The sequence below is a fragment of the Streptomyces sp. NPDC020731 genome (assembly GCF_044334705.1).
Lineage (GTDB): Bacteria > Actinomycetota > Actinomycetes > Streptomycetales > Streptomycetaceae > Streptomyces.
On record NZ_JBIRTN010000005.1, the window covers coordinates 148512 to 161128 of the forward strand.

A 12617-nucleotide genomic window follows, 5' to 3' on the forward strand; every position below is an offset into this window, starting at 1 on the left:
GGGATCGTCCAGATTTCGGGATCACTTCCGAGGACTGAGAGACAATGGGTATCCGCAAGTACAAGCCGACGACTCCGGGCCGTCGTGGCTCCAGCGTCGCCGACTTCGTCGAGGTCACGCGGTCCACGCCGGAGAAGTCGCTGGTCCGTCCCCTGCACAGCAAGGGCGGCCGTAACAATTCCGGTCGTGTGACCGTGCGCCACCAGGGTGGTGGCCACAAGCGCGCCTACCGCGTGATCGACTTCCGTCGTCACGACAAGGACGGCGTGCCGGCGAAGGTCGCGCACATCGAGTACGACCCCAACCGCACCGCGCGCATCGCGCTGCTGCACTACGCCGACGGCGAGAAGCGCTACATCCTCGCCCCGCGCAACCTGCAGCAGGGCGACCGCGTCGAGAACGGCCCCGGGGCCGACATCAAGCCGGGCAACAACCTGGCCCTCCGCAACATCCCGGTCGGTACCACGATCCACGCGATCGAGCTCCGTCCCGGTGGCGGTGCCAAGTTCGCCCGCTCCGCCGGTGCCTCCGTGCAGCTGCTCGCGAAGGAGGGCACGATGGCCCACCTCCGCATGCCGTCCGGAGAGATCCGCCTGGTCGACCAGCGCTGCCGCGCCACGGTCGGCGAGGTCGGCAACGCCGAGCAGAGCAACATCAACTGGGGCAAGGCCGGCCGTAAGCGGTGGCTGGGCGTCCGCCCGACCGTCCGTGGTGTCGTGATGAACCCGGTCGACCACCCGCACGGTGGTGGTGAGGGCCGGACCTCCGGTGGCCGTCACCCCGTGTCCCCCTGGGGCAAGAAGGAAGGCCGTACTCGTTCGCCCAAGAAGGCGTCGAACAAGTACATCGTCCGCCGCCGCAAGACGAACAAGAAGCGCTAAGGACGGGTTGAGATGCCTCGTAGCTTGAAGAAGGGACCCTTCGTCGACGACCACCTGATCAAGAAGGTGGACGTCCAGAACGAAGCCGGTACCAAGAACGTCATCAAGACCTGGTCCCGTCGCTCGATGATCGTCCCGGCGATGCTGGGCCACACGATCGCGGTGCACAACGGCAAGACCCACATCCCGGTGTTTGTCACCGAGTCGATGGTCGGCCACAAGCTCGGCGAGTTCTCGCCGACCCGCACCTTCCGGGGCCACGTCAAGGACGACCGGAAGTCGAAGCGCCGCTAGTCGGCGGGGTGCAATCGACCATGACAGACACTGAAGGGACAACCATGGAAGCCAGGGCCCAGGCGCGGTACATCCGCGTCACGCCCATGAAGGCCCGCCGCGTGGTGGACCTCATCCGTGGCATGAATGCCACGGAGGCTCAGGCGGTCCTGCGTTTCGCCCCGCAGGCCGCGAGCGTGCCGGTCGGCAAGGTGCTGGACAGCGCCATCGCCAACGCCGCGCACAACTACGACCACACCGACGCCGGCAGCCTCGTCATTTCCGAGGCGTACGTCGACGAGGGCCCGACCCTGAAGCGGTTCCGTCCGCGTGCCCAGGGCCGCGCCTACCGGATCCGCAAGCGGACCAGCCACATCACCGTGGTCGTCAGCAGCAAGGAAGGAACCCGGTAATGGGCCAGAAGGTTAACCCGCATGGGTTCCGGCTCGGCATCACCACCGACTTCAAGTCGCGTTGGTACGCCGACAAGCTGTACAAGGACTACGTCAAGGAAGACGTCGCCATCCGTCGGATGATGACGTCCGGCATGGAGCGCGCCGGCATCTCGAAGGTGGAGATCGAGCGCACCCGTGACCGCGTGCGTGTGGACATCCACACCGCCCGTCCCGGCATCGTCATCGGCCGCCGCGGCGCCGAGGCCGACCGCATCCGCGGTGACCTGGAGAAGCTGACCGGCAAGCAGGTCCAGCTGAACATCCTCGAGGTCAAGAGCCCGGAGACGGACGCTCAGCTGGTGGCCCAGGCCGTCGCCGAGCAGCTCTCCTCCCGCGTCTCCTTCCGTCGTGCCATGCGCAAGAGCATGCAGGGCACGATGAAGGCCGGCGCCAAGGGCATCAAGATCCAGTGCGGTGGCCGCCTCGGTGGCGCCGAGATGTCCCGCTCGGAGTTCTACCGCGAGGGCCGTGTGCCCCTGCACACGCTCCGCGCGAACGTGGACTACGGCTTCTTCGAGGCCAAGACGACCTTCGGCCGCATCGGTGTGAAGGTCTGGATCTACAAGGGCGACGTCAAGAACATCGCCGAGGTCCGCGCCGAGAACGCCGCTGCCCGCGCCGGCAACCGCCCGGCCCGTGGTGGCGGCGGCGCCGACCGCCCGGCCCGTGGTGGCCGCGGTGGCGAGCGTGGCGGTCGCGGCCGCAAGCCGCAGCAGGCTCCCGCTGCCGAGGCCCCCAAGGCCGAGGCTCCGGCTGCCGCTCCGGCTGAGAGCACCGGAACGGAGGCCTGACCGACATGCTGATCCCCCGTAGGGTCAAGCACCGCAAGCAGCACCACCCGAAGCGCCGTGGCCAGGCCAAGGGCGGTACGACGGTCGCGTTCGGCGAGTACGGCATCCAGGCCCTCACGCCGGCGTACGTGACCAACCGCCAGATCGAGGCGGCCCGTATCGCGATGACCCGCCACATCAAGCGTGGTGGCAAGGTCTGGATCAACATCTACCCGGACCGCCCGCTCACGAAGAAGCCTGCCGAGACCCGCATGGGTTCCGGTAAGGGTTCGCCGGAGTGGTGGATCGCGAACGTGCACCCGGGCCGGGTCATGTTCGAGCTGTCCTACCCCAACGAGAAGATCGCCCGTGAGGCCCTCACTCGCGCAGCGCACAAGCTGCCGATGAAGTGCCGGATCGTCAAGCGCGAGGCAGGTGAAGCGTGATGTCGGCCGGTACCAAGGCGTCCGAGCTGCGCGAGCTGGGTGACGAGGAGCTTCTGGCGAAGCTCCGCGAAGCCAAGGAAGAGCTGTTCAACCTCCGCTTCCAGGCGGCGACGGGGCAGCTCGAGAACCATGGCCGTCTGAAGGCGGTCCGCAAGGACATCGCGCGGATCTACACCCTGATGCGCGAGCGTGAGCTGGGCATCGAAACGGTGGAGAACGCCTGATGAGCGAGAACAACGTGACTGAGACCAACCCCGAGGTTCGTGGCGACCGCAAGACCCGCGAGGGCATCGTGGTCAGCGACAAGATGGACAAGACCGTCGTCGTCGCCGTCGAGGACCGCAAGAAGCACGCGCTGTACGGCAAGGTCATCCGCAGCACGAGCAAGCTCAAGGCCCACGACGAGCAGAACGCCGCCGGCGTCGGCGACCGCGTCCTCCTGATGGAGACCCGGCCGCTGTCCGCCACGAAGCACTGGCGCGTCGTCGAGATCCTCGAGAAGGCCAAGTAGGTAATTCCCGCGAGGGAATTCCAAAAGTACGTTCCTGCGGGGCATCCCTCGCAGGGCAGTTCCGCCAGGCTCCGGGAGCCGCTCAAGCGGTTGAGCGGCTCCCGGGGAACCGGCAGACAAACAGGAGATAGACGTGATCCAGCAGGAGTCGCGGCTGCGTGTCGCCGACAACACGGGTGCGAAGGAAGTCCTCTGCATCCGTGTGCTCGGCGGCTCGGGCCGCCGCTACGCGGGCATCGGTGACGTCATCGTCGCCACCGTCAAGGACGCGATCCCCGGTGGCAACGTGAAGAAGGGTGACGTCGTCAAGGCGGTCATCGTTCGCACCGTCAAGGAGCGCCGCCGTCCGGACGGCTCGTACATCCGCTTCGACGAGAACGCCGCCGTCATTCTGAAGAACGACGGCGACCCTCGCGGCACCCGTATCTTCGGCCCCGTGGGCCGTGAGCTGCGCGAGAAGAAGTTCATGAAGATCATCTCCCTCGCGCCGGAGGTGCTGTGAGCATGAAGATCAAGAAGGGCGACCTGGTCCAGGTCATCACCGGTAAGGACAAGGGCAAGCAGGGCAAGGTCATCGCGGCCTTCCCCCGTGAGGACCGTGTCCTGGTCGAGGGTGTCAACCGGGTCAAGAAGCACACCAAGGCCGGCCCCACCGCCGGTGGTTCGCAGGCCGGTGGCATCGTGACCACCGAGGCCCCGGTCCACGTCTCCAACGTCCAGCTGGTCGTGGAGAAGGACGGCAACAAGGTCGTCACGCGCGTCGGTTACCGCTTCGACGACGAAGGCAACAAGATCCGCGTTGCCAAGCGGACGGGTGAGGACATCTGATGACGACCACCACCAGCCCGCGTCTGAAGACGAAGTACCGCGAGGAGATCGCGGGCAAGCTGCGCGAGCAGTTCTCCTACGAGAACGTCATGCAGGTTCCCGGCCTCGTCAAGATCGTGGTCAACATGGGTGTGGGCGACGCAGCCCGCGACTCCAAGCTGATCGAGGGCGCCATCCGCGACCTCACCACGATCACCGGTCAGAAGCCGGCCGTCACCAAGGCCCGCAAGTCCATCGCGCAGTTCAAGCTGCGTGAGGGCCAGCCGATCGGTGCCCACGTCACGCTCCGTGGCGACCGCATGTGGGAGTTCCTGGACCGCACCCTGTCGCTCGCGCTGCCGCGCATCCGCGACTTCCGTGGTCTGTCCCCCAAGCAGTTCGACGGCCGTGGCAACTACACCTTCGGTCTCACGGAGCAGGTCATGTTCCACGAGATCGACCAGGACAAGATCGACCGCACCCGGGGTATGGACATCACCGTGGTGACCACGGCGACCAACGACGAAGAGGGCCGCGCCCTTCTCCGTCACCTCGGCTTCCCCTTCAAGGAGGCGTGAGCGAGATGGCGAAGAAGGCTCTGATCGCGAAGGCTGCTCGCAAGCCCAAGTTCGGTGTGCGTGGCTACACCCGCTGCCAGCGCTGTGGCCGCCCGCACTCCGTGTACCGCAAGTTCGGCCTGTGCCGCGTGTGCCTTCGTGAGATGGCTCACCGTGGCGAGCTGCCGGGCGTGACCAAGAGCTCCTGGTAATCCGGGTAATTCCGGACTCCCAGGGCTCTCGGTAAGCAATGGGAACGGCAGGAGGCCCGCTCCGTATGGCTTAGGCTTGCGGGGTTGGGCACCTGCCGTGCCCGTACGCACGCGGGCAACGCCCGCTCATGTTTGCTTACTACGCCGTAGGTCCACCGCGCCGCACCCGTCCCGTCTCGGATCGGGGAGAGGGATGGCGCACCAGGAAACCCCGGCGAGAGAGGCCGAAGGCCAATTCATGACCATGACTGATCCGATCGCAGACATGCTTACGCGTCTGCGGAACGCGAACTCGGCGTACCACGACACCGTGGCGATGCCGCACTCGAAGATCAAGTCGCACATCGCGGAGATCCTCCAGCAGGAGGGCTTCATCACGGGCTGGAAGACCGAGGACGCCGAGGTCGGCAAGAACCTCGTCCTCGAGCTGAAGTTCGGCCCGAACCGTGAGCGCTCCATCGCGGGCATCAAGCGGATCTCCAAGCCCGGTCTCCGGGTGTACGCGAAGTCCACCAACCTGCCGAAGGTGCTGGGCGGCCTCGGCGTGGCGATCATCTCCACGTCGCACGGGCTCCTCACTGGACAGCAGGCCGGCAAGAAGGGCGTAGGCGGAGAAGTCCTCGCCTACGTCTGGTAGCGGAAGGGAACGGAGGAAACAGCTATGTCGCGCATCGGCAAGCTCCCCATCGCGGTTCCCGCCGGCGTGGACGTCACCATCGACGGCCGTACGGTTTCGGTCAAGGGCCCCAAGGGCTCGCTGACCCACACCGTCGTGGCGCCGATCGAGATCGCCAAGGGTGAGGACGGCGTTCTGAACGTCACCCGCCCCAACGACGAGCGTCAGAACAAGGCCCTGCACGGCCTGTCCCGCACGCTGGTGGCGAACATGATCACCGGCGTGACCCAGGGTTACGTGAAGAAGCTCGAGATCAGCGGTGTCGGTTACCGCGTGCTCGCCAAGGGTTCGAACCTGGAGTTCTCCCTCGGTTACAGCCACTCGATCACGGTCGAGGCCCCCGAGGGCATCACCTTCAAGGTCGAGAACCCGACGCACTTCTCGGTCGAGGGCATCGACAAGCAGAAGGTCGGCGAGGTTGCGGCCAACATCCGCAAGCTGCGCAAGCCCGACCCGTACAAGGCCAAGGGCGTCAAGTACGAGGGCGAAGTCATCCGGCGCAAGGTCGGAAAGGCGGGTAAGTAAGCCATGGCATACGGGCAGAAGATCCTCAAGGGCGACGCCTACAAGCGTGCTGCTATCAAGCGTCGTCACATCCGGATCCGCAAGAATGTCTCTGGTACCGCCGAGCGTCCCCGCCTGGTCGTGACCCGTTCCAACCGCCACATCGTGGCGCAGGTGATCGACGACCTGAAGGGGCACACCCTGGCGTCGGCCTCCACTCTGGACGCGTCGGTCCGTGGTGGCGAGGGCGACAAGTCCTCGCAGGCCAAGCAGGTCGGTGCCCTGGTCGCGGAGCGCGCCAAGGCCGCCGGTGTCGAGGCTGTCGTATTCGACCGCGGTGGCAACCAGTACGCGGGGCGCATCGCCGCCCTGGCGGACGCCGCCCGCGAAGCCGGACTGAAGTTCTGAGCCGGTTCCGTAGCTAGCGGAAACAGAGAGAGGTAATTCCAATGGCTGGACCCCAGCGCCGCGGTGGCGGTGCCGGTGGCGGCGAGCGGCGGGACCGGAAGGGCCGTGACGGCGGCGCAGCTGCCGCCGAGAAGACCGCGTACGTTGAGCGCGTTGTCGCGATCAACCGCGTCGCCAAGGTTGTGAAGGGTGGTCGTCGCTTCAGCTTCACCGCGCTGGTCGTGGTGGGCGACGGTGACGGCACCGTGGGTGTCGGATACGGCAAGGCCAAGGAGGTGCCGGCCGCCATCGCCAAGGGCGTTGAGGAGGCCAAGAAGCACTTCTTCAAGGTCCCCCGCATCCAGGGCACCATCCCCCACCCCATCCAGGGTGAGAAGGCTGCCGGCGTCGTCCTGCTCAAGCCCGCGTCCCCGGGTACCGGCGTTATCGCCGGTGGTCCGGTGCGTGCCGTGCTCGAGTGCGCCGGTATCCACGACGTGCTGTCGAAGTCGCTCGGCTCCGACAACGCGATCAACATCGTGCACGCGACCGTGGCGGCCCTGAAGGGCCTGCAGCGTCCCGAGGAGATCGCGGCCCGCCGTGGTCTGCCGCTCGAGGACGTCGCTCCCGCGGCCCTGCTGCGTGCGCGTGCCGGGGCGGGTGCGTAATCATGGCGCAGCTCAAGATTACGCAGGTCAAGTCCTACATCGGTAGCAAGCAGAACCACCGTGACACGCTGCGCTCGCTCGGCCTGAAGAGGCTCAACGACGTGGTCGTCAAGGAGGACCGCCCCGAGTTCCGCGGAATGGTGCACACCGTCCGCCACCTCGTGACGGTCGAGGAGGTCGACTGATCATGGCGGAGAACAACCCGCTCAAGATCCACAACCTCCGTCCCGCCCCCGGCGCCAAGACCGCCAAGACCCGTGTCGGTCGTGGTGAGGCGTCGAAGGGTAAGACGGCCGGTCGTGGTACGAAGGGCACCAAGGCCCGTTACCAGGTTCCGGAGCGCTTCGAGGGTGGCCAGATGCCCCTCCACATGCGTCTCCCGAAGCTGAAGGGCTTCAAGAACCCGTTCAAGACCGAGTTCCAGGTCGTGAACCTCGACAAGCTGGCCGCGCTCTACCCCGAGGGTGGCGAGGTCACCGTCGAGGGTCTCGTGGCCAAGGGTGCCGTGCGCAAGAACAGCCTCGTCAAGGTCCTCGGCCAGGGCGAGATCTCCGTGGCGCTGCAGGTGACGGTCGACGCCGTCTCCGGCTCCGCCAAGGAGAAGATCACCGCCGCCGGCGGTACCGTCACCGAGCTCGTCTGACCCTTTCAGGTGTCTCGATGACGTAGAGCGATCCCGACCGGGGATACCCCACATTTGGGGTATCCCCGGTTGGTCGTTCCTAGGGCGGCATGGTCGCCGGTAAGGTGGCCTGCGCTGCCCACTGACCTCGGGGGCCCGTGCGGGCACTCAGGGCGGCAGTTGACCGTTACGTATTCGTCCTTAGTCGGAATCTCAAAACCGTCACCCTTGACGCAGTCGCGCGGGGGGTCGCAGGAGGCACCGTGCTCACCGCGTTCGCCCGGGCGTTCAAGACGCCCGACCTGCGCAAGAAGCTGCTCTTCACGCTCGGCATCATCGTGGTGTACCGGCTCGGTACACACGTCCCGATTCCGGGTGTCGACTACCGGAACGTCCAGATCTGTCTCGATCAGGCCGAGGCGAACCAGGGCCTGTTCGGTCTGGTGAACATGTTCAGCGGCGGCGCACTGCTCCAGATCACGATCTTCGCGCTGGGCATCATGCCGTACATCACGGCGAGCATCATCCTGCAGCTGCTGACCGTCGTGATCCCGCGCCTGGAAGCCCTGAAGAAGGAGGGCCAGGCCGGCACGGCGAAGATCACGCAGTACACCCGTTATCTGACGGTCGCGCTGGCCATCCTGCAGGGCACCGGCCTGGTGGCCACCGCGCGCAGCGGCTCCCTCTTCCAGGGCTGCTCGGTGGGCGGCCAGATCGTCCCGGACCGGTCGATGTTCGTGACCATCACCATGGTCGTCACCATGACCGCCGGTACGGCCGTCGTCATGTGGCTCGGTGAGCTCATCACCGACCGCGGCATCGGCAACGGCATGTCGATCCTGATGTTCATCTCGATCGCCGCGACCTTCCCCTCCGCCCTGTGGGCCATCAAGCAGGAGGGCACCCTGGCGGACGGCTGGATCGAGTTCGGCACCGTCATGCTCGTCGGGTTCGTCATGGTCGGCCTGGTCGTCTTCGTCGAGCAGGCCCAGCGCCGGATCCCGGTGCAGTACGCCAAGCGCATGATCGGCCGCCGGTCGTACGGCGGCACGTCCACCTACATCCCGCTCAAGGTGAACCAGGCGGGCGTCATCCCCGTCATCTTCGCCTCGTCGCTGCTCTACATCCCGGCGCTGATCGTCCAGTTCTCCAGCTCGACGGCCGGCTGGGCGACCTGGATCCAGAAGAACCTCGCCGACACGGGCGCGACGCCGCACATCATCCTGTACTTCTTCCTCATCGTGTTCTTCGCTTTCTTCTACGTGGCGATCACCTTCAACCCCGAAGAAGTCGCCGACAACATGAAGAAGTATGGTGGCTTCATCCCGGGCATCCGGGCTGGCCGACCGACCGCTGAGTACCTCAGCTACGTACTCAACCGGATCACCTGGCCGGGTTCGCTGTACTTGGGCCTGATCTCTCTCGTGCCGACAATGGCGTTGGCTGGTTTCGGGGCAAACCAGAACTTCCCGTTCGGCGGGACCAGCATCCTGATCATCGTGGGTGTCGGTCTCGAGACGGTGAGGCAGATCGAGAGCCAGCTCCAGCAGCGCAATTACGAAGGGTTCCTCCGCTGATGCGAATCGTCCTCGTCGGGCCGCCGGGTGCCGGTAAGGGTACGCAGGCCACCCGACTTGCCGAGAAACTGCGCATCCCGCACATCTCCACGGGCGACCTGTTCCGCGCCAACATCAGCCGGCAGACCGAGCTCGGGAAGCTCGCCAAGTCCTACATGGACGCGGGCAACCTCGTTCCCGACGAGGTCACCATCGCCATGGCCAAGGACCGCATGGAGCAGCCCGACGCCGAGGGCGGCTTCCTGCTGGACGGCTTCCCGCGCAATGTGTCGCAGGCCGAGGCGCTGGACGAGCTGCTGCAGACCGAGGGCATCAAGCTGGACGCGGTCCTCGACCTAGAGGCCCCCGAGGACGAGGTCGTCAAGCGGATCGCCGGGCGGCGCACCTGCCGCAAGGAATCCGCGCACGTGTTCCATGTGACGTACAACCCGCCGAAGCAGGAGGGTGTGTGCGACGTCTGTGGTGGTGAGCTGTACCAGCGGGACGACGACTCCGAGGACACCGTGCGGACCCGGCTGGAGGTCTACCACACGCAGACCGAGCCGATCATCGGCTACTACCGGGCGCAGGGGCTGGTGGTGACCATCTCCGCGATGGGGCCCGTCGACGAGGTCACGGGTCGTGCGCTGGAGGCGCTGAAGAGCGGTAAGTAGTTCGTTTTGTCGGTCGCAGCCGCGGTTCCCCTGTTCTGGGGGCCGCGGCTGTGGCTTGACGGGGGCGGGTTCGCGCAGCCCGGCGCTCACGGGGTGCCTTCCCAGGCCCTTCGGGCTCCGGGAGGCGCGACTGCCCGCGGTCGCGGGGGTGCGGCCCCGTATCGTTGGAAGCGTTCGTACTCCTTCTGGTCCTAGAAAGGCCGTCGTCCCCATGGTGCAGATCAAGAGCCCTGAGCAGATCGCCAAGATGCGTGAGGCGGGGTTGGTGGTCGCCGCCATTCACGCGGCCACCCGTGAGGCCGCCGTGCCCGGCGCCACGACGAAGGATCTGGACCAGGTCGCCCGCAAGGTGCTCGCGGAGCACGACGCCAAGCCGAACTTCCTCGGCTACGGCGGCTTCCCCGCGACGATCTGCACCTCGGTGAACGACGTCGTCGTCCACGGCATCCCCTCCGACGACGTCGTCCTCAAGGACGGCGACGTCATCTCCATCGACTGCGGCGCGGTCATCGACGGCTGGCACGGCGACGCCGCGTACACCGCGTTCGTCGGGTCCGGCCACTCCCCGGAGCTGGTCGAGCTGTCCCGGGTGACCGAGGAGTCGATGTGGGCCGGCATCGCGGCCATGAAGCAGGGCAACCGGCTCGTCGACATCTCCCGCGCGGTCGAGACGTACATCCGCCGCCAGCCCAAGCCGGGCGGCGGCAAGTACGGGATCATCGAGGACTACGGCGGCCACGGCATCGGCACCGAGATGCACATGGACCCGCATCTGCTGAACTACGTCGACCGCAAGCGGGGCAAGGGTCCCAAGCTGGTCCCGGGCTTCTGCCTCGCCATCGAGCCGATGGTCTCCCTGGGCACCCCGAGGACGAAGGTCCTCTCCGACGACTGGACGGTCATCACCACCGACGGCACCTGGTCCTCCCACTGGGAGCACTCGGTCGCCCTCACCGAGCAGGGACCGCTGGTCCTGACGGCGCCCGACGGCGGCAAGGCGAAGCTCGCGGAGATGGGGATCACGGCCGCGCCCGATCCCCTCGGTTAAGGATCGCCGCTGCGGGGCAGGATCTCTCGATTCGTGTTTCCGGGTGCGCTGACGTAGACTGACTCGTCGGCTCTCGTGCACCCGCATGTCCGCATGTATGACACACGGTGTACGCCAGAGTCGATCAAGGTAGTCGATTCGAAGGGCGAAGCGTGGCCAAGAAGCAAGGTGCCATCGAGATCGAGGGCACTGTCGTCGAGTCTCTTCCGAACGCCATGTTCAAGGTTGAGCTCCAGAACGGCCACCAGGTCCTGGCACACATCAGCGGCAAGATGCGTATGCACTACATCCGCATCCTCCCTGACGACCGGGTCGTGGTGGAGCTGTCTCCGTACGACCTGACGCGTGGCCGGATCGTCTACCGGTACAAGTAGATCTTGCCCGCTCCCCGGTCCGCCGGGGTGATGGCACTGACCCGGAGAACCTCACACCCATGAAGGTCAAGCCGAGCGTCAAGAAGATCTGCGACAAGTGCAGGGTGATCCGCCGTCACGGCCGGGTCATGGTCATCTGCGAGAACCCGCGCCACAAGCAGCGCCAGGGCTGACCGCAGCACGATCGACCCTCTGCGACTTTCGCAGAACTTCGCGCGACGCGAGCAGTACATGTTCATACGCAGGTCCCGAGCCGCACGGCTCGACACCCCCGGCTCGGAGGCCGGGGACCCGGTCCGTACCTGGTACGGCGGGCTGGGATCCGGTCCTGTGGAAGACCTCCGACAATCAACTGGAGCCATTGAATGGCACGCGTTTCCGGTGTTGACATCCCGCGCGAAAAGCGCGTGGAGATCGCCCTCACCTACGTGTTCGGCATCGGCCGGACCCTTTCGCAGCAGACGCTGGCCGCCACCGGCATCGACCCGAACACCCGCGTTCGCGACCTCTCCGAGGAGCAGCTCGTCGCGATCCGTGAGTTCGTGGACAGCAACATCAAGACCGAGGGTGACCTCCGTCGCGAGATCCAGGCCGACATCCGCCGCAAGGTCGAGATCGGTACCTACCAGGGTCTCCGTCACCGTCGCGGTCTGCCTGTCCGCGGTCAGCGCACCAGCACCAACGCGCGTACCCGCAAGGGCCCGCGTCGCGCCATCGCCGGCAAGAAGAAGCCGGGCAAGAAGTAGTCCTCAGCGGACGCTCATCCAGCGGTCTTGCTGCAGGACCGACCACCTCCCGTAGGAGTAATAGATGCCCCCCAAGGGTCGTCAGGGCGCTGCCAAGAAGGTGCGCCGCAAGGAAAAGAAGAACGTCGCTCACGGCCACGCGCACATCAAGAGCACGTTCAACAACACGATCGTGTCGATCACGGACCCGTCCGGCAACGTGATCTCCTGGGCCTCCGCCGGCCACGTCGGCTTCAAGGGTTCCCGGAAGTCCACGCCGTTCGCCGCGCAGATGGCCGCCGAGTCGGCTGCCCGCCGCGCCCAGGAGCACGGCATGCGCAAGGTCGACGTGTTCGTCAAGGGCCCGGGCTCCGGTCGTGAGACCGCGATCCGCTCCCTGCAGGCCACGGGCCTCGAGGTCGGCTCCATCCAGGACGTCACCCCGACCCCGCACAACGGCTGCCGCCCGCC

At 66.3% G+C, this 12617-nt stretch carries 24 protein-coding genes; all 24 read left to right on the plus strand.

Features of this window, described 5'->3' with window-relative positions; translation table 11 throughout:
- The first annotated feature begins 44 nt into the window (after window positions 1-44).
- Window positions 45-881 (plus strand): 50S ribosomal protein L2, encoded by an 837-nt coding sequence (gene rplB, locus ACH4VX_RS09555; RefSeq protein ID WP_030220992.1) that lies wholly within the window; start codon window positions 45-47, stop codon window positions 879-881.
- A gap of 12 nt (window positions 882-893) precedes the next feature.
- Window positions 894-1175: a 30S ribosomal protein S19 gene (gene rpsS / locus ACH4VX_RS09560; protein ID WP_003948639.1), complete on the plus strand. Its 282-nt coding sequence runs from the start codon at window positions 894-896 to the stop codon at window positions 1173-1175.
- 44 nt (window positions 1176-1219) lie between these two features.
- Window positions 1220-1567: a 50S ribosomal protein L22 gene (gene rplV / locus ACH4VX_RS09565; RefSeq protein ID WP_037839423.1), complete on the plus strand. Its 348-nt coding sequence runs from the start codon at window positions 1220-1222 to the stop codon at window positions 1565-1567.
- Window positions 1567-2400, plus strand: coding sequence for a 30S ribosomal protein S3 (gene rpsC / locus ACH4VX_RS09570; RefSeq protein WP_362451346.1), 834 nt, complete (start codon window positions 1567-1569; stop codon window positions 2398-2400). The genes rplV and rpsC overlap by 1 nt, the downstream gene beginning before the upstream one ends.
- A gap of 5 nt (window positions 2401-2405) precedes the next feature.
- Entirely contained in the window at window positions 2406-2825 is a 420-nt protein-coding gene (gene rplP, locus ACH4VX_RS09575; RefSeq protein WP_004927269.1) for a 50S ribosomal protein L16, read from the plus strand.
- Window positions 2825-3049, plus strand: coding sequence for a 50S ribosomal protein L29 (gene rpmC, locus ACH4VX_RS09580; protein WP_030831683.1), 225 nt, complete (start codon window positions 2825-2827; stop codon window positions 3047-3049). Before rplP ends, rpmC begins: the two co-directional genes overlap by 1 nt.
- Window positions 3049-3336 (plus strand): 30S ribosomal protein S17, encoded by a 288-nt coding sequence (gene rpsQ / locus ACH4VX_RS09585; protein ID WP_398366792.1) that lies wholly within the window; start codon window positions 3049-3051, stop codon window positions 3334-3336. The genes rpmC and rpsQ overlap by 1 nt, the downstream gene beginning before the upstream one ends.
- A gap of 133 nt (window positions 3337-3469) precedes the next feature.
- Window positions 3470-3838, plus strand: a complete 369-nt coding sequence (gene rplN, locus ACH4VX_RS09590) for a 50S ribosomal protein L14 (RefSeq protein ID WP_030831680.1) — start codon at window positions 3470-3472, stop codon at window positions 3836-3838.
- A 2-nt stretch (window positions 3839-3840) separates the two neighbouring features.
- Window positions 3841-4164, plus strand: a complete 324-nt coding sequence (gene rplX, locus ACH4VX_RS09595) for a 50S ribosomal protein L24 (RefSeq protein WP_384722775.1) — start codon at window positions 3841-3843, stop codon at window positions 4162-4164.
- A complete protein-coding gene (rplE, locus tag ACH4VX_RS09600; RefSeq protein WP_384722778.1) occupies window positions 4164-4721 on the plus strand; it encodes a 50S ribosomal protein L5 in 558 nt (185 codons plus the stop codon). The genes rplX and rplE overlap by 1 nt, the downstream gene beginning before the upstream one ends.
- A gap of 5 nt (window positions 4722-4726) precedes the next feature.
- Complete coding sequence (locus ACH4VX_RS09605; RefSeq protein WP_003948630.1) at window positions 4727-4912, plus strand: type Z 30S ribosomal protein S14; 186 nt, start codon at window positions 4727-4729, stop codon at window positions 4910-4912.
- Window positions 4913-5150: 238 nt separating this feature from the next.
- A complete protein-coding gene (gene rpsH, locus ACH4VX_RS09610; protein ID WP_030221010.1) occupies window positions 5151-5549 on the plus strand; it encodes a 30S ribosomal protein S8 in 399 nt (132 codons plus the stop codon).
- A gap of 24 nt (window positions 5550-5573) precedes the next feature.
- Window positions 5574-6113 (plus strand): 50S ribosomal protein L6, encoded by a 540-nt coding sequence (gene rplF, locus ACH4VX_RS09615; RefSeq protein ID WP_398366793.1) that lies wholly within the window; start codon window positions 5574-5576, stop codon window positions 6111-6113.
- 3 nt (window positions 6114-6116) lie between these two features.
- Window positions 6117-6500, plus strand: a complete 384-nt coding sequence (gene rplR, locus ACH4VX_RS09620; RefSeq protein ID WP_311642544.1) for a 50S ribosomal protein L18 — start codon at window positions 6117-6119, stop codon at window positions 6498-6500.
- A gap of 41 nt (window positions 6501-6541) precedes the next feature.
- Entirely contained in the window at window positions 6542-7147 is a 606-nt protein-coding gene (gene rpsE / locus ACH4VX_RS09625; RefSeq protein WP_003992370.1) for a 30S ribosomal protein S5, read from the plus strand.
- A 2-nt stretch (window positions 7148-7149) separates the two neighbouring features.
- On the plus strand, window positions 7150-7332 hold the full coding sequence (gene rpmD / locus ACH4VX_RS09630) for a 50S ribosomal protein L30 (protein WP_037747988.1): 183 nt from the start codon (window positions 7150-7152) through the stop codon (window positions 7330-7332).
- 2 nt (window positions 7333-7334) lie between these two features.
- Entirely contained in the window at window positions 7335-7790 is a 456-nt protein-coding gene (gene rplO, locus ACH4VX_RS09635) for a 50S ribosomal protein L15 (RefSeq protein ID WP_003974249.1), read from the plus strand.
- A 242-nt stretch (window positions 7791-8032) separates the two neighbouring features.
- On the plus strand, window positions 8033-9346 hold the full coding sequence (gene secY, locus ACH4VX_RS09640) for a preprotein translocase subunit SecY (protein ID WP_398366794.1): 1314 nt from the start codon (window positions 8033-8035) through the stop codon (window positions 9344-9346).
- Window positions 9346-9999: an adenylate kinase gene (locus tag ACH4VX_RS09645; protein ID WP_398366795.1), complete on the plus strand. Its 654-nt coding sequence runs from the start codon at window positions 9346-9348 to the stop codon at window positions 9997-9999. The genes secY and ACH4VX_RS09645 overlap by 1 nt, the downstream gene beginning before the upstream one ends.
- Window positions 10000-10210: 211 nt before the next feature.
- Window positions 10211-11047, plus strand: coding sequence for a type I methionyl aminopeptidase (gene map / locus ACH4VX_RS09650; protein WP_398366796.1), 837 nt, complete (start codon window positions 10211-10213; stop codon window positions 11045-11047).
- Between the two features lie 152 nt (window positions 11048-11199).
- A complete protein-coding gene (gene infA, locus ACH4VX_RS09655; protein WP_003948620.1) occupies window positions 11200-11421 on the plus strand; it encodes a translation initiation factor IF-1 in 222 nt (73 codons plus the stop codon).
- Between the two features lie 59 nt (window positions 11422-11480).
- Window positions 11481-11594: a 50S ribosomal protein L36 gene (gene rpmJ / locus ACH4VX_RS09660; protein WP_003998809.1), complete on the plus strand. Its 114-nt coding sequence runs from the start codon at window positions 11481-11483 to the stop codon at window positions 11592-11594.
- Between the two features lie 192 nt (window positions 11595-11786).
- Complete coding sequence (gene rpsM / locus ACH4VX_RS09665; protein WP_030221030.1) at window positions 11787-12167, plus strand: 30S ribosomal protein S13; 381 nt, start codon at window positions 11787-11789, stop codon at window positions 12165-12167.
- Window positions 12168-12231: 64 nt separating this feature from the next.
- On the plus strand, window positions 12232-12617 hold a 386-nt coding region (gene rpsK, locus ACH4VX_RS09670; protein WP_398366797.1), incomplete at its 3' end, for a 30S ribosomal protein S11.